Below are 20,750 nucleotides of genomic sequence, written 5' to 3'. Positions count from 1 at the left end.
GCAAGCTTACTTTACTCGCATGCCGGGTTCGGCGCCGGCATCTGGGGACAAGAGGAAAGGCCCCCCCGCCGGACCACTGGCGGCCATGACCATGCCCTCAGACAAGCCAAAACGCATTTTGCGTGGCGCAAGATTGGCCACCATGACCGTCAGACGTCCTACCAGACTGGCCGGATCGTAAGCGCTCTTGATACCCGCAAACACCGAACGGGTTTTTTCTTCGCCAATATCCAGGGTCAGATGCAGTAACTTGTCCGCACCTTCTACCGCTTCTGCCGCGACAATCCGGGCAATGCGCAAATCGACCTTGCCAAAATCCTCAATATTGATGGTGCTGCTTTCCGTGCCGGGGTCGGCAACAACCGCTTTTTCTGCCGTTTTGCCGGTGCTTTCTGGTTTTTTGGCTGAACTATGGGTACCGGTTGCTTCTGTGGGGACTTGAATCAAGGCATCTACCTGAGATTTTTCCATACGTTGCAATAAATGGGTGTAGGGCTGAATATTGTGCTTCAGCAAGGGTTGGCTGAGTCCCGACCAACTGAGATCCGTTTGTAAAAATGCCAGTGATTGGCGCGCCAGTTCAGGAATAACCGGGCTCAGTAAAGTCACCAGAATGCGAAAGCCATTCAGAGTCACAGTGGCAACGCGATGTAATGCTTCGCGCTGTTCAGGGATTTTGGCCATAGCCCAGGGGGCATTTTGGTCTACATAGGCATTAATCTGGTCGGCCAGCGCCATAATGTCGCGCATGGCTTTGCCATACTCACGACTTTCATAAGCCTCGCCAATAGCTTCCTGACTGTCCAGCAGGCTGTCGTAAAATGCCTGATCAGATCCCAATGAAGGAGCCAGTTGCCCGGCAAAAAAGCGATGAATGAATCCCGCCGCCCGTGAGGCCAGGTTGACGACCTTGCCAACCAGATCTCCATTGCCTTTCAGCAGGAAATCCTCAAGGTTGAGGTCAATATCTTCCACATGGCTGTTGAGCCGGGTGGCAATGTAATAGCGTAAAAATTCGGGATTGAGATGTTGCAGGTATTGTCCGGCAGTGATGGAAGTCCCTCGGGACTTGCTCATTTTGGCGCCGTTTACGGTCAGGTGTCCGTGGGCAAAAATACCGGTAGGCAGACGATGTCCAGAGCCCTTGAGCATTGCCGGCCAGAACAGGCCATGGAAATAAATAATGTCCTTGCCAATGAAATGATAAATTTCGGCGCTGGCGTCGGGTCCCCAATAATCACTGAAATCACGACCATGACTGGCGCACCAGTGACGGGTGGCCGCCATGTATCCGGGCAGAGCATCCAGCCAGACATAAAAAAACTTACCCGGCGCATCGGGAATGGGGATGCCGAAGTAGGGTGCATCGCGGCTGATGTCCCAGTCGGCCAGCCCAATACTGAACCACTCGTCCAGCTTGTGGGCGACTTCTTCCTGGAGGGTGCCGCTGTGAATCCATTGTTTGAGGAACCCGGTAAAATCTCCCAACTGGAAAAAGTAATGCTCGGATTGGCGACGTTCGGGTACGGCACCTGATACGGCAGACACCGGGTTGATCAGGTCGGTAGGGCTGTACGTAGCACCACAGACCTCGCAGCTGTCTCCATATTGGTCAGTTGTCTGGCAACGGGGACAGGTTCCGCGAATAAACCGATCCGGTAGAAAGATGCCAGCAACAGCATCATACGCTTGTTCAATTTCGCGGATGTTGATGAAGTCGGCACTGCGCAAAGCCCGGTAAATCTCTTGCGATATCTCGAAGTTTTCCGGTGAGTGAGTGCTATGGTACAAATCAAAACCGATGCCAAAGCCGGTAAAGTCGCGCAGATGCTCTTCATGCATGCGTGTGATCAAGGCTTCCGGGGTGATGCCTTCACTCTGGGCGCGCAACATGATGGGCGTGCCATGGGCATCATCGGCGCAGACGTAAACACAATCATGACCGCGCAGCCGCTGATAGCGGGCCCAGATGTCGGTTTGGGTGTATTCAACCAGATGGCCCAGGTGAATCGGGCCATTGGCGTAGGGCAGGGCGCTGGTAATCAGGATGCGTTTAGTCATAGTAGCCATAAATTACAGGGGAAGCGCTTGTCAGGCAATGCTGTTGAGCGATTTTTGATGCTGGCAGTCACTGCTGATCCATGGTATAAAGGGCGCCATTTTTCAGGGAGATTTATCTGATGTCCAGAGTTTGCAAGGTGACCGGCAAAAAGCCTATGGCCGGAAACAATGTTTCGCACGCCCACAACAAGACCCGCCGGCGTTTTCTGCCCAATCTTCAGTATCATCGTTTCTGGGTAGAAAGTGAAAATCGCTGGGTGCGTATGCGGGTGAGCACTAAGGGTATTCGTACTATCGACAAAAAAGGCATTGATGCGGTTCTGGCTGAACTGCGTGCTGCTGGCGAAAAAATCTGAGGATTTAACTGATGCGCGAAAAAATCAAATTGGTTTCCACGGCCGGTACAGGTCATTTCTACACCACGACCAAAAACAAGAAGACCACTCCGGACAAGTTGGAAATGAAAAAGTACGATCCCAAAGTCCGTAAGCACGTCGCTTATCGGGAAGACAAAATCAAGTAATTTTCTGTGCCTCCCTGCGGTCTGCCCTGAATCTTCAGGAGAGGCCGGTTGGTTCTTTGCTCATCCATCATTATTTTGCTAAGTTATTAGCACTCCTGATGGTTGAGTGCCAAGGACCCCATTCCAATCATATGTGCATCGTCCATAATTTCTTGTTCTCTGGATATTCATGCGGCCTGGCAACAGCACAGGATAATCTCGTCTGTTGGGGACAAATCTGATGGCTATGGATGAACGTGCGCGGCACCTGCTCAAATCCCTCATAGAGCAGCATATAGCCAATGGTGTACCGGTCGGTAGTCGCCAGTTGGCCAAGGGCGCCGGTCTCAATATCAGTCCGGCTACGGTCCGTAATGTCATGGCGGATCTTGAAGATGAAGGTTATCTGATTTCCCCCCATACTTCTGCCGGACGCATTCCTACTCATGTTGGTTACCGTTTTTTTGTGGATGCGCTGTTGCGGGTGGCGCCATTGTCGCCTGAGTCCCATCAACTGCTGATTCATCGGTTGGGGCACTACATTCCGGATACTGAGCAGGTGCTTCATGCGGCCACGGAGGTGCTTTCGGAATTGACCCACATGGCGGGGTTTGTCCGCGTGCCTCGACGCGCCAATCGAACTTTGCGGCATGTGGATTTTCTGGCGCTGCGCGAAAAGGAAGTGCTGGCCATTTTTGTGACCGATAAGGGCGATGTCGAAAACCGCCTGATTCGCACCGAACATGCCCTCAGTGCCGCTGAACTCAATCAGGCGGCCAATTTCTTTAATGAAAGTTATGGTGGTCGCCCCTTGCAGGAAGTCATCCAGCATTTGCAGCGCGATCTGCAGCAATCCCGTCACGAAATGGACCGCATATTACGCAGTGCCATGGAGCTGGGTGAGGAAATGCTGGAAGAAGATCAGCAGCGCATGCTGATTGAAGGGGAGTTTCAGTTGCTGGACCTGCCGGAACTGGCCGGTAGCGAACGGCTGCGCGAGTTACTTAATGCGGTGCGTCAGAAGAGGGATCTGGTCCATCTTCTGGATGGCAGTATGCGCGGCAGTGAAGTGCGCCTTTTTATTGGTGAGGAGTCGGGCTTTGCGCCCCTGAGCGATTGCAGTGTCGTCTCGGCGCCGTACGTGGTGGATGGTGAGGTGCTGGGCGTGCTCGGCGTAATCGGACCCATGCGCATGCCTTATCAACAGATTATTCCCTTGGTAGATGGCACCGCCCATTTACTGGGGCGGGCCTTGTCACAATCTTGAGTGGCTTGGCTTGAAATGCCGCCGGATCCTCCCCATATGGAGGACATCCAAATGATCAGGAGTGAATTGCGCATGAGTGAAGAAGAAAAGCCCGTGTCGTCTTCAGAAGAAGCGGAGACAACCGCAGCATCCGAGGCCGGTGAAGTCAATTGGGAGGAAAAGGCGGAAGCCTATCGCAATGATTATCTGCGCGCTTTGGCCGATGCCGAAAACCAGCGCAAGCGCTCGGAAAAGCAAATTGAAGATGCCCGTAATTATGCCGTAGACCGCTTTGCCCGGGAATTGTTGCCGGTGATTGACAGTCTCGAACTGGCCCTGGCGACGCCCCTGGAAGGCGATGAAGCGGTCACGCAGTTTCGCCAGGGTATTGAAAATACGCTGACTCTGTTTGCCCAGGCCTTGGGAAAAGCGGGTATCGCCCCCATAGAGATGGGCGAAGGGCGTTTTGATCCGCATCTTCATCAGGCGATTGCCATGGTGGAAGCGGAAGGGGATGCAAACCGGATTCTTGCGGTACACCAGAAAGGTTATCTCATGCATGACCGGCTGTTGCGTCCCGCCATGGTTTCGGTTTCCAAGGCACCCAAAACCGCGTAATTATTGTTGATATAAACACAAATTTTTTAATTCAGGAGAACATATAATGGCTAAGGTAATTGGCATCGATTTGGGCACCACCAATTCTTGTGTCGCCGTCATGGAAGGCGACAAGGTCAAGGTCATTGAAAACAGCGAAGGCAAGCGGACGACCCCTTCCATTGTTGCAATCACTGAAGAGGGCGAGGTGTTGGTGGGCGAAGCGGCAAAACGCCAGGCGGTCACCAATCCCGAAAACACCATTTATGAAGTGAAGCGCCTGATTGGTCGCAAATACGACGACGCCGAAGTCCAGAAAGATCTGAAGCACGTTCCCTATAAGGTGGTGAAGGCCGAAAACGGCGATGCCTGGGTGGAAGTGCGCGATAAAAAATATTCCGCGCAGCAGGTTTCGGCCTTCATTTTGCAGAAAATGAAAAAGACGGCAGAAGATTATCTGGGGGAAACCGTTACTGAAGCGGTCATTACCGTACCTGCTTACTTCAACGATGCCCAACGTCAGGCGACCAAGGATGCGGGCCGCATTGCCGGTCTGGAAGTGAAGCGCATCATCAACGAGCCTACGGCAGCGGCCCTGGCTTTTGGTGAAGACAAAAAACCCGGCGACAGCAAAATTGCGGTTTATGATCTTGGCGGTGGGACGTTTGACGTATCCATCATCGAAATTGCCGAAATGGACGGTGAACACCAGTTTGAAGTGCTGTCCACCAATGGGGATACTTTTCTGGGTGGTGGTGACTTCGACAATCGCATCATCAATTATCTGGCGGATTCTTTCAAAGCCGAAGCCGGTATTGACTTGCGCGGTGACCGTCTGGCCATGCAGCGTCTGAAGGAAGCGGCGGAAAAAGCCAAAATCGAGCTTTCTTCGGCGCAGCAGACTGACGTCAATCTGCCCTTCATCACCGCCGACCAGAGTGGCCCCAAGCATCTGAACATGAAGCTGACCCGGGCCAAGCTGGAATCTCTGGTGGAAGACATCATTGACCGCAGTATGGCCCCCTGCCGGGTCGCCATGAAAGATGCCAACCTGTCGACCAGTCAGGTGACCGACGTGATTCTGGTGGGTGGCCAGAGCCGGATGCCTAAGGTTCAGGAAAAGGTGAAAGACTTTTTTGGTCAGGACCCGCGCAAGGATGTGAATCCCGACGAGGCGGTGGCCATTGGCGCGGCTATTCAGGGCGCGGTGTTGTCTGGCGACAAAAAAGACGTACTGCTGATGGATGTGACTCCGCTATCTCTGGGTATTGAAACCCTGGGCGGCGTAATGACCAAGCTGATCGAGAAAAACACCACCATCCCGACCCGCAAGTCTCAGGTGTTTTCTACGGCCGAAGACAACCAGTCGGCGGTGACCGTGCATGTTTTGCAGGGTGAGCGTGAGCTGGCCCGGGATAACAAATCTCTGGCACGTTTTGATCTGGCCGATATTGCTCCGGCGCCACGGGGCATGCCGCAGATTGAAGTGACCTTTGATATTGATGCCAACGGTATCCTCCATGTTTCGGCCAAGGACAACCAGACCGGCAAGGAGCAGTCCATCAAGATCACCGCAGGTTCCGGCCTCTCCGAGGAAGAAATCAAGCGGATGGTGGCCGAAGCTGAAGCCCATGCGGCCGATGACAAGAAGGCGCGGGCATTGATTGAAGCCCGCAACGAAGCGGATGCCAGTATTCATGGCGCACGTAAGGCGCTGACTGAACAGGCATCGGCACCGGAAGCAGACAAGGCTAAAGTCACTGAAGCCATCACGGCGACAGAAGATGCTGCCAAGGGTGAAGACCCGGAAGCTATCAAGAGTGCCGTGGCGACCTTGATGGCGGCCATGTCCACATTGCTGCAAAGCGCGGCAGGCAGTCAGGCGGAGCCTGGCGCAACGGCTCAGGGTGAAGGGCAAGCCAAGGCGGATGATGTGGTCGACGCGGAGTTTGAAGAAGTCGACAAAAAGTAATTTAGACTTTGGTGATAAGGGGGCAGGATCTGGTATCCTGTCCCCTTGCCTGTTTCAGGATAAAAAATGGCTACACGCGATTATTACGAAATTTTAGAAATTACCCGCAGCGCCGACGATGGGGAAATCAAAAAATCCTACCGTCGTCTGGCGATGCGCTATCACCCTGACCGCAATCCCGATGATCCCAGTGCGGAAGACCGCTTTAAGGAAATCAGCGAGGCCTATGAGGTCTTGTCCGACGCTTCCAAGCGTCAGGCTTATGACCGCTTCGGACACGCCGGGGTGCAGGGTGGTGCTGGCCCCGGCGGCGGTTTCGGAGGTTTTGGAGCCGGCAGCGCTGGCTTTGGCGATATTTTCGGGGATCTTTTTGAACAGGCTTTTGGTGGCGGTGGGCGTGGTCAGGACTCCGGGCGCGGCTCGGATTTGCGTTATGAGTTGGACCTGACACTGGAAGAAGCCGCGCTGGGTAAGCAAGTCACTATTCAGATTCCGAGTTCCGCACCTTGTGAAGTTTGTCACGGTACCGGGGCAAAACCGGGCAGTAAGGTCGAAGATTGCAGCACCTGCGCGGGCCGTGGTCAGGTGCGGATGGTTCAGGGCTTTTTCTCGGTGACGCGTCCCTGTCCGCAATGTAATGGCAGTGGTAAAACCATCAAGGACCCTTGCACTAATTGTCAGGGGCACGGCAGGGTCCGCAAAACCCGTGATCTCGAAGTCAAGGTTCCGGCCGGTGTAGATACGGGCGACCGCATCCGTCTGAATGGTGAAGGTGAAGCTGGTGAGCGCGGTGCAGCGGCGGGTGATTTGTATATTCAGGTGCGGGTCCAGCCCCACAGCTTGTTCGAGCGCGACGGAGATGATCTACATTGTGCTGTTCCGGTGAATTTTACGACCATGGCTATGGGGGGCGAACTGGAAGTGCCCACGTTGACGGGGCGCGCTAAAATCCAGATTGCGCCGGGAACCCAGTCCGGCATGGTGTTTCGCCTGCGTGGTAAGGGTATCAAGGGGGTACGCAGCAAGTTGCATGGTGACTTGCATTGTCGTCTGCAGGTGGAAGTGCCGGTGCATTTGTCGGCACGACAAAAAGAACTGCTGGAAGAATTTGCCAGCACTGCCGCAGATCAGAGCCAGCACCCCCAGCAGGAAAGCTGGTGGAACAAGGTCAAAGACTTTTTGGACCGGATGGGACTCTGATGAACCCGCCAACACGCGTCGCCATAACAGCCGTCTCGGGGCGAATGGGCCGGGCGCTGATCCAGGCTTTGGAGGGGCGCGATGACCTGCAGTTGAGCGCAGCCATTGGTCGTGCCGGTGCGGAATATCTGAAGCAGGACGCCGGCCGCCTTGCTGGGGTTATGCCACTGGGCGTGCCGGTTATCGCTGATTTGCGTGCAGTGTTGGCGCAGGACAAGACTGTGGATGTGGTCATCGAATTCGGTCCGGTAGCCGCCGCGCTGGACCATGTGCTGGCTTGTCAGCAGACGAAAACCCCCATCGTCATTGGTACGACGGGGTTTTCTTCCGAACAGCAAAATGTGCTGAAAACCGCCAGCCGCGATATTCCCCTGCTATTGGCCCCCAATATGAGTGTCGGCATCAATGTGTTGCTGGCTTATCTTCCGGCTATCACCAAGGCGCTGGGGGAAAGTTACGATGTAGAAATTGTTGAGGCCCACCATCGTCATAAGGTGGACGCGCCATCCGGAACGGCTCTGGCTCTGGGGCGCGCTGTCGCCAAGGGACGCGGTGTCGATCTCAAGGATGTGGAGTGCCTTGATCGTAATACCATCCGGGGACCGCGCCAGGAAGGCAGTATTGGTTTTGCCACTTTGCGTGCGGCTGACGTGGTGGGTGAGCATACGGTATGGCTGGCAGGTGCGGGTGAGCGTCTGGAATTGACCCATCGTGCTGCCAGCCGTCTGAATTTTGCCGAGGGCGCACTGCGGGCGGCGCGCTGGTTGGCGGCACAAAGCCCCGGATTTTACGATATGCAGGATGTTCTTGGCTTAAAGCCGGGGCCGGTCCTGTAATTTTCCCTGCACTGGAGTAACGAGGAGCAGCTATCATGCAATATGTTGTCGCGAATCGGGTATCTGTAAAGGCCGAATATCGGGCCGAGTTTGAGGCACGTTTTCAAAAACGCGCGGGAGAAGTGGATAAGCAGCCGGGATTTGTGCGGATGGAGGTTTTGCGTCCGGTTAATGATGACGGTGTTTATGTCGTGCTGACGCACTGGGCTGATCAGGCAGCATTCGAGGCCTGGATGAAAAGTGACGATTTCAAGGCGGCCCATACCAATCCGCTGCCCAAGGAAGCTTTTGGAGAAGGGGGCGGTCTGGAGCGCCACGAAGTCGTGATCAGTGCAGAGACCGCACCCTGATCCACGGTCGCGAAAAAACAGATTTTTGCAGATACACCAGTTACTATGACGGCAGCTTTGGATGCCGGAGATGAGGACGAGCATGGCAGAATTGACGCGGGAACAAGTAGAACAGTCATTGCAGGCAATGGAAGACCCTTATCTGGGTAAAACTCTCGCAAAAGCTGGCGTACTCAAAAGTGTGGAAGGTAATCAGGTCAAACTGGAATTACCTTATCCCAGCGCTGGTGTAGCCATCAGTCTGAGTCAGGATGTGGCGCGGCAAATTCAAAATGACCACGGCTTGCAGGCGGATGTTTCGGTCAGTCATCGTATTGTCACCCATCAGGTCCAGCGCGGCGTGAAGCTCATGGAAGGCGTGCGCAATATTATTGCGGTAGCCTCGGGCAAGGGCGGCGTGGGCAAGTCAACCACCTCAGTCAATCTGGCGCTGGCGCTGGCCAAGGAAGGTGCCCGGGTAGGGATTCTGGATGCCGATATTTACGGCCCTAGCCAGCCGCGCATGCTGGGTATTTCCGGTAAACCCACCAGCAAGGATGGGAAAAAGATGGAACCCATGGAGGGGCATGGTATTAAAGCCATGTCCATCGGTTTTCTGATTGATGAAGAAACCCCCATGGTCTGGCGCGGGCCTATGGTCATGCAGGCGCTGGAGCAGCTGCTCTCGGATACCCGCTGGGGAGAACTGGATTATCTAGTGATTGATCTGCCGCCGGGTACGGGTGATACCCAGTTGACCCTGGCGCAGAAAGTGCCGGTTTCCGGAGCGGTTATTGTGACCACTCCTCAGGATATTGCCTTGCTGGATGCCCGCAAGGGTCTGAAAATGTTTGAGAAAGTCGGCGTTCCAATCCTCGGTATTATTGAAAACATGAGCTTTTATATTTGCCCCAAATGTGGCAATGAGGACGACATTTTCGGACATGGCGGCGGTGCCAGCATGGCCGAGCAGGATGGCGTGGAATTTCTGGGTGCCATTCCTCTGGACCGGAGTATCCGCAGCGAAGCTGATAATGGCGCGCCCACGGTGGTGGCACAACCCGATTCGCGTCTGGCCAAAATCTACATCGAACTGGCGCTTCATGTGGCCGGGCGGGTGGCCAATCAGGCCGTAGATCATAGCCACAAATTCCCCAATATTGTCGTGCAGAATCGCTAAAATGAGTATCAAATCAGATCGATGGATTCGGCACATGGCAGAAAATGAGGGGATGATCGAGCCTTTCTCCCCCCGTCAGGTACGCCATGTCGAAGGCAGTCCTATCATTTCCTACGGCTTATCGTCTTATGGTTATGATATTCGCTGCGCCGGCGAATTTAAGGTATTTACCAATGTGCGCAGTGCCATCGTCGATCCCAAAAATTTCAGCGAGGATTCTTTTGTGGATTTCAGTGGGGATACCTGCGTTATTCCACCCAATTCATTTGCCTTGGCGCGCACCCTGGAATATTTCCGAATTCCCCGCAATGTGCTCACCATTTGTCTGGGCAAAAGTACCTATGCGCGTTGCGGTATTATTGTGAATGTCACGCCTTTTGAGCCGGAATGGGAGGGCTACGTGACCCTGGAATTTTCCAATACCACGCCGTTGCCGGCTAAAATATACGCCAATGAAGGCGTCGCTCAGGTACTGTTTCTTGAATCCGATGAGGTCTGCGAAGTGTCCTATGCAGATCGGCGTGGTAAATATCAGGGACAAAGCGGCGTGACGCTTCCCAAGGCTTGACTGGTCCTGTAACCGGCGGTTGACCTGGATAGCTTTGCCGCGACTTTGTCCCGCGCCGTTGTTGTTCTTGGTGAAATCCTGCGCCCGTCAGGAGAGCTGTCTGAGCCCAAAGGGCGAGTTCTCTCCTGACAGCAGGATGAGCCTTAGAACAACAGGCAAGGGACGTTGGCGCAAAAAGCTATCCAGGTCAACCGCCGGTTACAGCGAAAAAACCAGCCTTTGCAGATGTTAATTTAAATAATCGTGGATTCATTTGAGGGCGTTATCATGCGCAAAACAGCATTGGTCATACTCAGTATCATCGGCATTTTTCTGATGCTCGCAGGCCTGTTGTTTTTTCTGCAGGGCACTGGAATATTTCCCTATCCCAAAAGCAGCTTCATGATCAATGAAACTATCTGGATCATCCGTGGGGCTATTTTATTTGTGGTTGGGTTGATTGTTTTGTTCATTGGTCGCCGTTTCCGGCGACCAGTCAAAGTCCGTTAACTGGCAGAGAATCAACGGTTTTGGTTTACAGCAGGTCCATGAAACTGAAACCCTTTTTGATGTAGGCATTGTTGGCATAGCCGTCCTTCTCCCAAGTGCCCTGGGGACGGGTGCTGTCCAGCACGATCTTGTTGACCCATTTGACACTTTTGTAGCCGTACATTTGCGGTACCAGCAGACGCAGCGGATATCCGCCTTTTTGAAGTAGTGGCTGTCCGGAAATGTGCGTGGCGAGAATAACACCGGGTGCGCGTGCCTGATCCATGGAAAGACTATCTACATAGACGCCGTCGGCGCTGTAAAAAGCGACATAGCGGGCGCTTGCCTGAGGTTGTATCTGCTCCAGAAAATGCGACAGGGCAATACCCTGCCATTTTACATTGTTGACAATCCAGCCGGTTACGCAGTGAAAGGTTTCGATTTCCCGATCCTTGCTGAGTTGATATAACTGAGGGAGTGTGAAAGTTTGGGGTTTGTTAATGAGTCCCGTAGTCTCAAGACGATAAGTATCTGGATTGATTTTGGGATAAAACCCGGCATAAGTGTAATACTCCGGAAAAACCGGGATTTTGGTATCCGCCCAAGCCAGGGCAGGATAAGCCAGACTACCTGCCCCGGTCGCCAAAATCAGGCCACCCGCTGAGCGCAGAAATTCTCGACGATTAATTGACATGACTTTTATCCTCTTTTCCAGACGGCAAATATGCGCCAAAGGGCTTCGCCGCGCAGTGCATGATAAGTGGCCATGACGACATGGCCGATCCATAAATAGGCTAACAGGGGGGTGCCCAGACGCATCAGCGTGAGCCCAATTTGTGCGCCGCCGCTCAGATGCAGGTCTCCGCGCAGAACGAGCCAGCCAATAAAACCCCCAAAGGTCACGATGCTGACCCCGATGAAAAAAATGGCTTGCCAGAGGCTGGATAAACCCGGTCTGACCCCATGACTCGGGAGTTTTCCGCGAAATAGCCGGGCAAGATCATGACCTACGGCTTGGGGGGTGCGCCAGGAAAACCAGGTCCGCAAAAGATGACGTCCCCAGGGTGTGAATACATACACCAGCCAGGTAAGAACCAGCCAGCCAGTCAGAATCAGCCCGGCAAGTACATGAAGCGGAAACCAGGTGAAATTGGCAAACCACAAGGCGGCCAGACTGTTCCACAATTCAAAGGTAACACTCAGCACCAGTCCCAGATGCAAAATCTTGGCATAAACAGGATATTCCACCAGGTTTTCTGAGGCCTGAGCGGAGAATGCGCTGCCGGGAATGTGAATGATTTCTGCCATGTCTTGCCTCGCTTGTAGACTTATTCCAGATTACGTGAAATTTCGGGTTCTGGATGCATTTTGTTCAATGCGAATGCGTGACCATCTTCAAGATTTTTGCGTATCACCTGAGCCTGGGCGCGAATGGCAGCAAGATGCTCTCCGGACATGCGTTCAAGATGCTTCCATTGCAGGGCAGTACGCGGATGTTGACGGAAACGTTCCTGGTGCGTCTGCAGAAAATCCCAGTACAGCACCGTAAAGGGACAGGCTTTTGCGCCGGTAGCCAACTTGGGTTCATATGGGCAGCGCTGACAATGCCCGCCCATTTTCTGCAGATAATTACCGCTGGCTACATAGGGCTTGGATGCCATCCAGCCGCCATCTGCATACTGGGACATGCCAATGACATTGGGCAGCTCCACCCACTCCACGGCATCCACGTAAATGGCCAGAAACCAGCGATGAATGGCTTCCGGTTCGACGCCCAGCAGCAGGGCAAACAGACCGGTAATCATCAGTCTTTCAATATGGTGGGCATAGCCATGCTCCAGAGTGCGGGCAATGGTGTCCTGCAGGCAAGACATATCGGTTTTTGCAGTCCAGTAGAATTCCGGCAACGGCTGATGGGCCTGGAAAATATTTTGTTGCAGCCATTGGGGCATGTGCAGCCAATAGAGGCCGTGTATATATTCGCGCCAGCCCAAAATTTGCCGGATAAATCCTTCTGCAGAGGCGATGGAAACTTTACCAGCCTGGAAATTTTCTTCCACCGCCCGAATGACCGTTATGGCACGGATCAGGCCGAGATTCAGCGCTGCAGACAGCCGGGAATGATAAAGCCAGACCTGTCCCGGCCAGAAAGCATCCTGCAGGGGGCCAAATTGTGCAAGGCGATTATCCAGAAAGTCCTGAAGAGCCGCTTGGGCCTGTTGGGGTGTTACCGGCCAGTCAAAGTGTTCAAGACTGCCAGGATGTTTTGCAAATTGTACTGCGACCAGGGTCATGACTTCCTGAGTGATGGCATCTGGAGGAAAACTCAAAGGTTCAGGAATCCAGCCGGGACCTTGAGAACCGGGACTTCGGCGGTTTTCCGGATCAAAATTCCAGCGCCCGCCGACCGGCTGTTCTTTTTGCATGAGTATTCCGGTTTTTTGCCGGGCATGGCGATACCAGAATTCGAGACGCATCTGGCGACGACTTTCTGCCCATTGGCCAAATTCAGAGACTGAAAACAGAAAATTAAGATTATGCCGTTCTTGCCAGGGAACCTGTCCACTTTCTGCGCAGTGACGAATGGTTTCGCGCAGCTGCCAGGTGCCGGGGCGCAGGCTGATGATTTGCTTGGGCTGCCAGCGTCGGAGCGCCGCTTCCAGAGCCTGACTCATGCTTTGGTAGGGGTGCGTGCCAAGAATCAGATATTCCAAAGGAAAGCCGCGCTGCCGCAAAGCTGCAGCATGGTGACGCATGGCACTCAGGAACAGGGTAATGCGGGCCTTGTGCGACCAGACTATGGTGGACTCTTCGGGGATTTCCGCCATCCAGCACAAATCCTGATCAGGATCAAAATCTTCCAGGGCCGGGCTGTCTGGATCAAGATGGTCACCGAGAATCACTACCAGATGACGAACAGTCCTTTCAGTCTGAGGCATGAGGCTGGTTTCCGGGGCGATGCCGATTTTTTCGACAAGCGGCTGAACAATAACGTACTTCATCCCAACAGCGCCGCCAGCGTTTACGCCAGGTAAAGGGGCGCTGGCAGACCACACAAATTTTTTCTTCCTGATGACGTTGTAGGGGTTTCATGGCTTATACAAAATAAGAAATTGTATAGTACAATAAGACTAACAAGGCTTTGGTGCAATGCGCAAGGTGTCTGAATCTGCATCCACTGACGAAGTATTTGCGTAATACCTGATAATGCCACTTTGCTGGGTTGTTGCGATTACGCTGTGGGGGGTTGAGTGTATCGAGGCATTCCAGTTCTGGATCATTCGAACCGACATAAGATGTTTGGGAAGCTTTGCGCCATCCTGTACTAAGCTATTATCTGTATAGTACATTTAAAAACAATAAAGGAGAATTATGCGAGTTGCCATCATTGGTGCGGGTATTTCCGGGTTGGGGGCCGCCTGGATGTTACGGAAAACGCACAGCGTCAGTGTTTTCGAAGCGGCGGACTACCCGGGTGGTCATACCCATACCGTGGAGGTCAGCCTGCAGGGCGTATCGGCACCTGTAGATACAGGCTTTCTAGTATTTAATGATCGAACCTATCCGAATTTGCTGGGTCTTTTCGCGGAACTGAATGTACCCTGGACCGCCAGCGATATGTCGCTCAGTGTCCGTCTTCCGGCCCTGAATCTGGAATGGTGCGGTTCCAGTTTCAGCACCCTTTTTGCGCAGAAGCGGAATATTTTGCGCCCGGCTTTTTGGGGAATGCTCAAGGATATTCTGCGCTTCAATCGCGAAGCGCTGGCCTGGTTAAACAAAACCGATGCGGACATTACTCTGGACGAGTTTCTGCGCCGGGGTGCTTATGGTGAATGGTTTAAAACGGCTTATCTTCTGCCCATGGCGGCAGCCATCTGGTCTTGTCCAACCGGAACCATGCTGGCTTATCCGGCGCGTTCCATTTTGCAGTTTTATCGGAATCATGGGCTGTTGCAGATTTTTGATCGGCCACAATGGCGGACAGTTGTTGGTGGGGGTCGTGAATATGTCCGGCGCATCACGCAACAGCTCCATGATGTCCGTCTGAATGCGCCGGTAGAAGCATTGCATCCGGCTTCGGAAGGCGGGTTTACGGTCCAGTATGCGGGCAATCAGGAAGAACATTTTGATCAGGTTATATGTGCCCTGCATGGCGACCAAGCCAGAAAGTTGCTGGGTGACCATTGGCCTGAACAAAGTGCTGCGTTGGCGCAGTGTCAATATCAGGAAAATGAAGCTTACCTGCATTGGGATGAAAGTTTTCTTCCTAAGCATCGCAAAGCTTGGGCTGCCTGGAATTTTCATGAAGAAGGGATTGCCGATGCCCAGCGTTCGGTGGCGGTGACCTATTTAATTAATCAGTTGCAACCGCTGCCCTTCAAAACGCCGGTTATGGTCACTTTGAATCCGCAGCGCGTACCCGATCCGCAAAAAACCTGGGCACAGTTTCATTATGCCCATCCGGTATTTGATCATGGGGCATTGGCTGGTCAGGAGGCCGTACGGCGTCTGCAAGGTCGTGATGGCTTATGGTTTTGTGGTGCCTGGCTGGGTCACGGTTTTCACGAAGACGGTTTGCGCAGTGCCGTAGAAGTCGCCAATCACATGGGTATTCGCGCTGCCTGGCAAGAGCAGGCAAGCGTTGCTACTGAAACACGGATGGAAATATGGCCACAACAAGTTCTACGTTGAAAGGCGGGCTGTTGCTGGGCCGCGTCATGCATCGCCGCCTGCAACCTTTGCGACGGGCTTTTCATTATCGCACCTTCAGTATTTGCTTTGATCTGGAGGATTTGTCGCAGTTACAGAAAACTCTTTCACGCTTCAGCCCCCTGCGTTTTCATGGTCGTGATCACGGCAGTCGTGATGGTTCGGCACTTTCAGATTGGATTCGCGACATTTTTGCCGAACAGCAGATTGAAGCCAGCCGTTTTGTACTGGTCACCTATCCCCGTCTTTGGGGGTATGTTTTTAATCCGGTCAGCTTTTGGCTGGGCCTGGACGAAACCGGTGGGCTGCGCGGCGTGCTGGCAGAGGTGAACAACACTTTCGGCGAACACCATAGTTATTTGCTGGCGCATAATGATCGTCGTGTCATCGATAAGGGTGACTGGCTGGTTGCCAGTAAGGCTTTTCATGTATCCCCATTTTTACCGGTAGAAGGGCAGTATCGCTTTCGCTTTCATCTCGAAGATCAAGATTTTCAGGCAGATATTCATTATCTGGATGCTAATGACGCGCCCTGTCTCATCACTCAAATTGCGGGACAGCGCCGTGATCTGAATATTTCCAGTGTCTGGCGGGCTGTTTTGCAGCAGCCGTTCATGACCTTTTCAGTCGTTTTTTTTATTCACTGGCAGGCCATCCGACTATGGCGTGCGCACATTCCTTTTCATAAAAAACCGGAGCCCCCCCAGCAGGAGATCAGTTTATGAGTACAGCGCTTGGTAACCAACGAATTCCTATGCCCGGACTTCCCCGCTCTGCACAAACCTTGCTGCAGATGCTGGAAGGCATGCATTGCGGACAATTGACGCTGAAAACCCCGGAAGGGGAAATTTTGCAGTTTCAGGGGGCAGAGTCGGGTATTCATGCCGAGTGGGTGGTGAATGACTGGCGGATTTTGTCGCTGCTGGCGCGGGACGGTGATATTGCTTTTGGGCGCGGCTATATGGAAGGCTTGTGGGAGAGCAGTGATCCAGTGGCATTGCTGCGTCTGGCTATTGCCAATCGTGCCATGGTCGAAAAATATATTGAGGGTTCATGGTCCCGACGCTTGGTATTCAGCCTGCTGAACCGACTGTTGCGCGCCAATACCCGGCGCGGTAGCCGCAAAAATATTTCTTTTCACTACGACCTGGGCAATGAATTTTACCAGCTCTGGCTGGATCCGAGTATGACGTATTCCAGTGCCTTATATGATGGTGACGATTCCCTGACGCTGACTGATGCCCAGGAAAGAAAATATGCGCGGGCGCTCAGTGCCCTGAATTTGGCGCCTGGATCAAGACTTTTGGAAATAGGCTGTGGTTGGGGTGGGTTTGCCGAATATGCAGCGCGTCGTGGGTTTTTTGTGCATGGCATTACCCTGTCAAAAGAGCAGTTGGCTTATGCTAAAGATCGCCTCGAAAAGCAGGAGCTCAGTCATTTAACAGAGTTTTCCCTGATGGATTATCGGGATTTACAGGGTCGTTATGATGGAATTGTCTCAATCGAAATGCTCGAAGCGGTGGGCGCTGAATGGTGGTCCAGTTATTTTCAGCAAATTCATCAACTGCTGCGCAGAGGCGGACGGGCGCTGATCCAGAGTATTACCATCGCCGATGCGCGTTTTTCGGCCTATCAAAAAAGTTCTGATTTTATCCGTCATTATGTGTTTCCAGGCGGGATGCTCCCTTCTCCGGCCCGGCTGCAGGAAGAAATAGCCACCGCCGGGTTGCAATTGCTCGAACGCAAAGATTTTGGTCAGGACTACGCCAAGACTTTGCGCATTTGGCGTCAGCGTTTTGATATTCAGGAAGAGGCCGTTAAAAGCCTCGGTTATGATTCAGTGTTCTGCAAAATGTGGCGCTTTTATCTGGTTTATTGCGAAGCCGGTTTTGCGGAAGGAGAAATTGATCTGACACAGGTAACCCTGACTCATGGCTAAGTTACTGACCATTTTCTGTTTGCTTTTAATGAGCCCATTCGCCTGGTCTGCAGAACCCAAGGTGCCATTACCGGCAGCGGTAAAAACAGCCGCTCCGGATTTGCATTTACTGGGTGCGGGACATCTTAACTGGCTGTTTTTCAGTGTTTATAATGCCGCGTTGTGGATCAGCGGCGATCAGTACACACCCACCCAGACTTTTGCCTTGGGCATTGACTATGCGCGCAGTTTCAGCAGCCACGAGCTGGTCAAGACTTCGCTCAAGGAAATGCGGCGACTGGATGATCTGGATGCCGCCCAGTTGGCAAAATTTCGGACTGATCTCCAGCATGCATTCCCGGATGTGAAATCCGGTGATCAGATTGTCGGCTTATGTATGCCCGGGAAATACACGGCTTTTTATTATAATGGTGTGCTCCATAGCAAAATTGATGACCCGCAATTTTGTCCGGACTTTTTTGCCATCTGGTTGAGTCCCCATACCCAGGTACCGGGTTTACGCAAAAAGCTTTTGGACCTGCATGAATAAGCAGGACAGGCCCTCCCTGAAAATGCTCCTGCTTTATGCTCCGCTGGGAATGCCCCTGGCATTTGGTGCCTTGCCTGTATATCTGTTAATACCCCATTTATATGCCACGGATTTTGGGATGTCCCTGAGTTTGCTGGGGGTGATTTTGTTGGCAGTCCGCTTGCTGGATGCCGTGCAAGATCCTTTGATCGGGCTTTGGAGTGATCGCTGGGCAGAACAGCACCGGGGGCGGCGTCTGTTGATTCTACTGGGTATTCCCGGAATGATTCTGGGTTTTTATCTGTTGTTTAATCCGCTGACGAGTATGATCTGGTTGAGTCTGAGCTTATCTCTCATTGTTTTTTATATTTTTTTTAGTATTAGCAGTGTCAATTATCAGGCCTTGGGTGCAGAACTATCCCATGACTACAATGGCCGGACCTGGCTGACGACTAGCCGCGAGGCTGGTGCATTAATTGGGGTGTTACTTGCAGCCGCATTACCCGACCTGTTGATGAAGCATTTTGGTCGTCATCATGGCCTGGAAATTTTTGCGGGTATTTTTGCGGTGTTGCTCATTCTGGCCTTAATCCCTTTGCAAAGGCGCAGTATGCAGCGCCCGGTGGTCGGCGAGAAAGCGCCGTGGTGGACGTTTTTTTCTGCGTTACGACGTAAGCCATTGCGGCACTTGCTGATTATTTATACCTTGTCACAGTCAGCCAATGCCGTAGCCGGAACCTTGTTTTTCTTTTTTGTGGATGAAATTCTTGGTGCGCATCAATTGGCCCCCTTATTTTTACTGGCCTACTTTCTTTCGGGCGCTTTGGGAATGCCTTTGTGGTTGTGGTTATCCAGTCATTTCAGTAAAAGTATGGCCTGGCGCCTTTCCATGTTCATTGCCACCTTGGCATTTTTTTGCGCCTTGTTTCTACGCAGCGGTGATGTTTGGGCCTATGCGCTGATTTGCGTATTTACCGGTTTGACCCTCGGGGCAGATCAGGCCTTGCCGCCCAGTCTTCTGGCAGACCACAGTGATCAGGACAGTCGCAGTCGACCGGGAAATTATTTCGGGCTGCTGAATTGGGTGGGCAAAGCCGCTACGGCCTTGGGCGCCGGTTTGATATTGCCACTCTTGCAGGCTCTCGGTTATTCCTCAGGGAAAGATCTTTGGGCCTTGTCTTTTTGTTATGCCGTGATTCCGGCTCTGACCAAAATCATCGCCATTATTTTGATGGGTTATTGGTCGGTAGAAGGTCGGGAGTTACGTTTTTCTGGTTCCATATCTGGGAGGGTATCATGAATACAGTATATAAAGTTTTGGGCTTGTCTTTGGTGATGGCGCTGGCTGGTTGTGCCACTCAGCCGCAGGAATACGCACAAAGCCATCCTAAATTTGATTTGAAGACGTTTTTTAATGGCCCCTTGATGGCCCAGGGTGTTTTTGAAAATCGCTCAGGTAAGGTCGTTAATCGCTTTGTGGTACGCATGATGGGCACCTGGCAGGGGAATCAGGGAACTCTGGTGGAAAACTTCACCTATTTTGATGCTGCCGGTAAAAAGACCTATCAGCAGCGGGTCTGGCATCTTACTGAAACCAGTACACATCACTTTGTTGGTAGTGCTGAAGGTTCGGCCGGGGATGTCAAAAAGGCTTCGGGTGATGCCTTCGGATTTGCCTTGCACTGGTCCTACGATGTGCGTCAGCCGGTCGGTAAAAGCTTTTACAATCTGCACGCCAATGACTGGATGTACATGATCACCCCCGATACGGTCATGGATCATACTGATGTCACCTGGTATGGATTACATGCTGGCAACATCTTTTTGGAGATGCATAAATTACCGGATACGGCGGCTAATCGGGAAAAAGTCGCCGCCATTAAATAGTTTTATTCATCAACCAGTTCAACCAGTTGCTGTAATTTCTGGGGTTTGAAGCGGGCCCATAGCAAACCCCAGATAAATACCAATAGCACGAGTAGCACAAACAGCACTGTGGCAACACCTTCTCCGCCGGCAGGCAAGGGCCATAAACTGACTTCCAGCACTTTCAGAAGCAGCGGCAGGGAAATGCCGGCGACAATCAGACTGAACCAGCGCCAGACATGTTTTTGTCGAAATAAAGACAGAGGCGTAGCAATATTGGCGAGGCTGTAAATCAACAAAAAAGCCAATCCGGTAAATGTGCCAAAAGTCCCGACCACGGGCAAAATGGAAAAATGGCCCAAGCTCACCACCAATATACTGAACAGAACCAGCACAGCGAGAAGACCCATGGCGCGGGTAGGCGTACCATGCAACGGGTGCCGGAAATGCAAATACTGACTGATGACTTGATGTCCCGCCATGCTGAATAAAATGCGGGAAATACTGTTCAGAGTGGCGATGGTGGCTGAAAAAGCCGCAGTAGCCATAGCCAGATCGGAAAAAATGCCCAGCCAGGGCCTGCCAATAGCCTCGGCAATGCGGTTGAGCGGAGCAGGGCTGTTGCCAATGGCGGTTGGGATGTGAGCAAAGGCCAGAATTTCAATGTAGGCCATGGCCACAAAAAACAAGCCGACCATGCCCACGGAAAAGAGCATGACCTTGGGAATTGCCGTGCGCGCAGCCTGGGTTTCCCCGGCAAGGTTCCCG

Annotated in this window: 23 protein-coding genes; 17 read left to right on the top strand and 6 right to left on the bottom strand. The window is 52.7% G+C overall.

Going from position 1 to position 20,750, the window contains the following annotated elements; translation table 11 throughout:
* Positions 1-6: 6 nt before the first annotated feature.
* A complete protein-coding gene (metG, locus tag HJG40_RS01810; protein WP_215862619.1) occupies positions 7-2,061 on the bottom strand; it encodes a methionine--tRNA ligase in 2,055 nt (684 codons plus the stop codon).
* A 119-nt stretch (positions 2,062-2,180) separates the two neighbouring features.
* Here metG and rpmB point away from each other — a divergent pair, with 119 nt between their 5' ends.
* The 11 genes from rpmB (at position 2,181) to HJG40_RS01755 (ending at position 10,980) form a co-directional block, all read left to right on the top strand.
* Complete coding sequence (gene rpmB, locus HJG40_RS01805; RefSeq protein WP_024892956.1) at positions 2,181-2,417, top strand: 50S ribosomal protein L28; 237 nt, start codon at positions 2,181-2,183, stop codon at positions 2,415-2,417.
* An 11-nt stretch (positions 2,418-2,428) separates the two neighbouring features.
* Complete coding sequence (gene rpmG, locus HJG40_RS01800; RefSeq protein ID WP_215862618.1) at positions 2,429-2,584, top strand: 50S ribosomal protein L33; 156 nt, start codon at positions 2,429-2,431, stop codon at positions 2,582-2,584.
* Between the two features lie 220 nt (positions 2,585-2,804).
* A complete protein-coding gene (gene hrcA, locus HJG40_RS01795; RefSeq protein ID WP_215862617.1) occupies positions 2,805-3,830 on the top strand; it encodes a heat-inducible transcriptional repressor HrcA in 1,026 nt (341 codons plus the stop codon).
* A gap of 72 nt (positions 3,831-3,902) precedes the next feature.
* Entirely contained in the window at positions 3,903-4,427 is a 525-nt protein-coding gene (locus tag HJG40_RS01790) for a nucleotide exchange factor GrpE (RefSeq protein WP_226856840.1), read from the top strand.
* Between the two features lie 46 nt (positions 4,428-4,473).
* On the top strand, positions 4,474-6,378 hold the full coding sequence (gene dnaK, locus HJG40_RS01785; protein WP_215862616.1) for a molecular chaperone DnaK: 1,905 nt from the start codon (positions 4,474-4,476) through the stop codon (positions 6,376-6,378).
* 66 nt (positions 6,379-6,444) lie between these two features.
* The gene (gene dnaJ, locus HJG40_RS01780; RefSeq protein WP_215862615.1) at positions 6,445-7,578 is read left to right on the top strand and encodes a molecular chaperone DnaJ; all 1,134 of its coding nucleotides are present in this window, start codon (positions 6,445-6,447) and stop codon (positions 7,576-7,578) included.
* Positions 7,578-8,414, top strand: coding sequence for a 4-hydroxy-tetrahydrodipicolinate reductase (gene dapB, locus HJG40_RS01775; RefSeq protein WP_215862614.1), 837 nt, complete (start codon positions 7,578-7,580; stop codon positions 8,412-8,414). Before dnaJ ends, dapB begins: the two co-directional genes overlap by 1 nt.
* A 35-nt stretch (positions 8,415-8,449) precedes the next feature.
* Positions 8,450-8,764 (top strand): antibiotic biosynthesis monooxygenase family protein, encoded by a 315-nt coding sequence (locus HJG40_RS01770; RefSeq protein WP_215862613.1) that lies wholly within the window; start codon positions 8,450-8,452, stop codon positions 8,762-8,764.
* 82 nt (positions 8,765-8,846) lie between these two features.
* Positions 8,847-9,923, top strand: a complete 1,077-nt coding sequence (gene apbC / locus HJG40_RS01765) for an iron-sulfur cluster carrier protein ApbC (RefSeq protein ID WP_215862612.1) — start codon at positions 8,847-8,849, stop codon at positions 9,921-9,923.
* A gap of 1 nt (position 9,924) precedes the next feature.
* Complete coding sequence (gene dcd / locus HJG40_RS01760) at positions 9,925-10,491, top strand: dCTP deaminase (protein ID WP_010637093.1); 567 nt, start codon at positions 9,925-9,927, stop codon at positions 10,489-10,491.
* 267 nt (positions 10,492-10,758) lie between these two features.
* Entirely contained in the window at positions 10,759-10,980 is a 222-nt protein-coding gene (locus HJG40_RS01755; protein ID WP_215862611.1) for a hypothetical protein, read from the top strand.
* Between the two features lie 25 nt (positions 10,981-11,005).
* On the opposite strand, the gene HJG40_RS01750 is transcribed toward HJG40_RS01755, so the two are convergent.
* The 4 genes from HJG40_RS01750 to HJG40_RS01735 are packed head-to-tail and all read right to left on the bottom strand — an operon-like array spanning position 11,006 to position 14,052.
* A complete protein-coding gene (locus tag HJG40_RS01750) occupies positions 11,006-11,653 on the bottom strand; it encodes a molybdopterin-dependent oxidoreductase (protein ID WP_215862610.1) in 648 nt (215 codons plus the stop codon).
* Positions 11,654-11,658: 5 nt separating this feature from the next.
* Positions 11,659-12,267 carry a hypothetical protein gene (locus HJG40_RS01745; protein ID WP_215862609.1) on the bottom strand — a complete coding sequence of 203 codons (609 nt, stop codon included), beginning with the start codon at positions 12,265-12,267 and terminating at the stop codon, positions 11,659-11,661.
* A gap of 20 nt (positions 12,268-12,287) precedes the next feature.
* Positions 12,288-13,961, bottom strand: coding sequence for a cryptochrome/photolyase family protein (locus tag HJG40_RS01740; protein ID WP_215862608.1), 1,674 nt, complete (start codon positions 13,959-13,961; stop codon positions 12,288-12,290).
* Positions 13,885-14,052 (bottom strand): DUF2256 domain-containing protein, encoded by a 168-nt coding sequence (locus tag HJG40_RS01735; protein ID WP_215862607.1) that lies wholly within the window; start codon positions 14,050-14,052, stop codon positions 13,885-13,887. Before HJG40_RS01735 ends, HJG40_RS01740 begins: the two co-directional genes overlap by 77 nt.
* Positions 14,053-14,331: 279 nt before the next feature.
* Here HJG40_RS01735 and HJG40_RS01730 point away from each other — a divergent pair, with 279 nt between their 5' ends.
* The 6 genes from HJG40_RS01730 to HJG40_RS01705 are packed head-to-tail and all read left to right on the top strand — an operon-like array spanning position 14,332 to position 20,003.
* Positions 14,332-15,651, top strand: coding sequence for an NAD(P)/FAD-dependent oxidoreductase (locus HJG40_RS01730; RefSeq protein ID WP_215862606.1), 1,320 nt, complete (start codon positions 14,332-14,334; stop codon positions 15,649-15,651).
* Complete coding sequence (locus HJG40_RS01725; RefSeq protein ID WP_215862605.1) at positions 15,627-16,394, top strand: DUF1365 domain-containing protein; 768 nt, start codon at positions 15,627-15,629, stop codon at positions 16,392-16,394. Before HJG40_RS01730 ends, HJG40_RS01725 begins: the two co-directional genes overlap by 25 nt.
* A complete protein-coding gene (locus tag HJG40_RS01720; RefSeq protein ID WP_215862604.1) occupies positions 16,391-17,608 on the top strand; it encodes an SAM-dependent methyltransferase in 1,218 nt (405 codons plus the stop codon). Before HJG40_RS01725 ends, HJG40_RS01720 begins: the two co-directional genes overlap by 4 nt.
* Complete coding sequence (locus HJG40_RS01715; RefSeq protein WP_215862603.1) at positions 17,601-18,137, top strand: chalcone isomerase family protein; 537 nt, start codon at positions 17,601-17,603, stop codon at positions 18,135-18,137. Before HJG40_RS01720 ends, HJG40_RS01715 begins: the two co-directional genes overlap by 8 nt.
* A complete protein-coding gene (locus tag HJG40_RS01710) occupies positions 18,130-19,416 on the top strand; it encodes an MFS transporter (RefSeq protein WP_215862602.1) in 1,287 nt (428 codons plus the stop codon). Before HJG40_RS01715 ends, HJG40_RS01710 begins: the two co-directional genes overlap by 8 nt.
* Positions 19,413-20,003 (top strand): DUF3833 domain-containing protein, encoded by a 591-nt coding sequence (locus tag HJG40_RS01705; protein ID WP_215862601.1) that lies wholly within the window; start codon positions 19,413-19,415, stop codon positions 20,001-20,003. The genes HJG40_RS01710 and HJG40_RS01705 overlap by 4 nt, the downstream gene beginning before the upstream one ends.
* Positions 20,004-20,005: 2 nt before the next feature.
* Here HJG40_RS01705 and HJG40_RS01700 read toward each other — a convergent pair.
* Positions 20,006-20,750: APC family permease (locus HJG40_RS01700; protein ID WP_497006468.1), on the bottom strand; the 745-nt coding region annotated here is incomplete at its 5' end.

Source organism: Acidithiobacillus concretivorus (assembly GCF_018853445.1).
Taxonomy (GTDB): domain Bacteria; phylum Pseudomonadota; class Gammaproteobacteria; order Acidithiobacillales; family Acidithiobacillaceae; genus Acidithiobacillus; species Acidithiobacillus concretivorus.
Note: the sequence above shows the minus strand (reverse complement) of the source record. Positions and strands in the feature narration are given on the sequence as shown.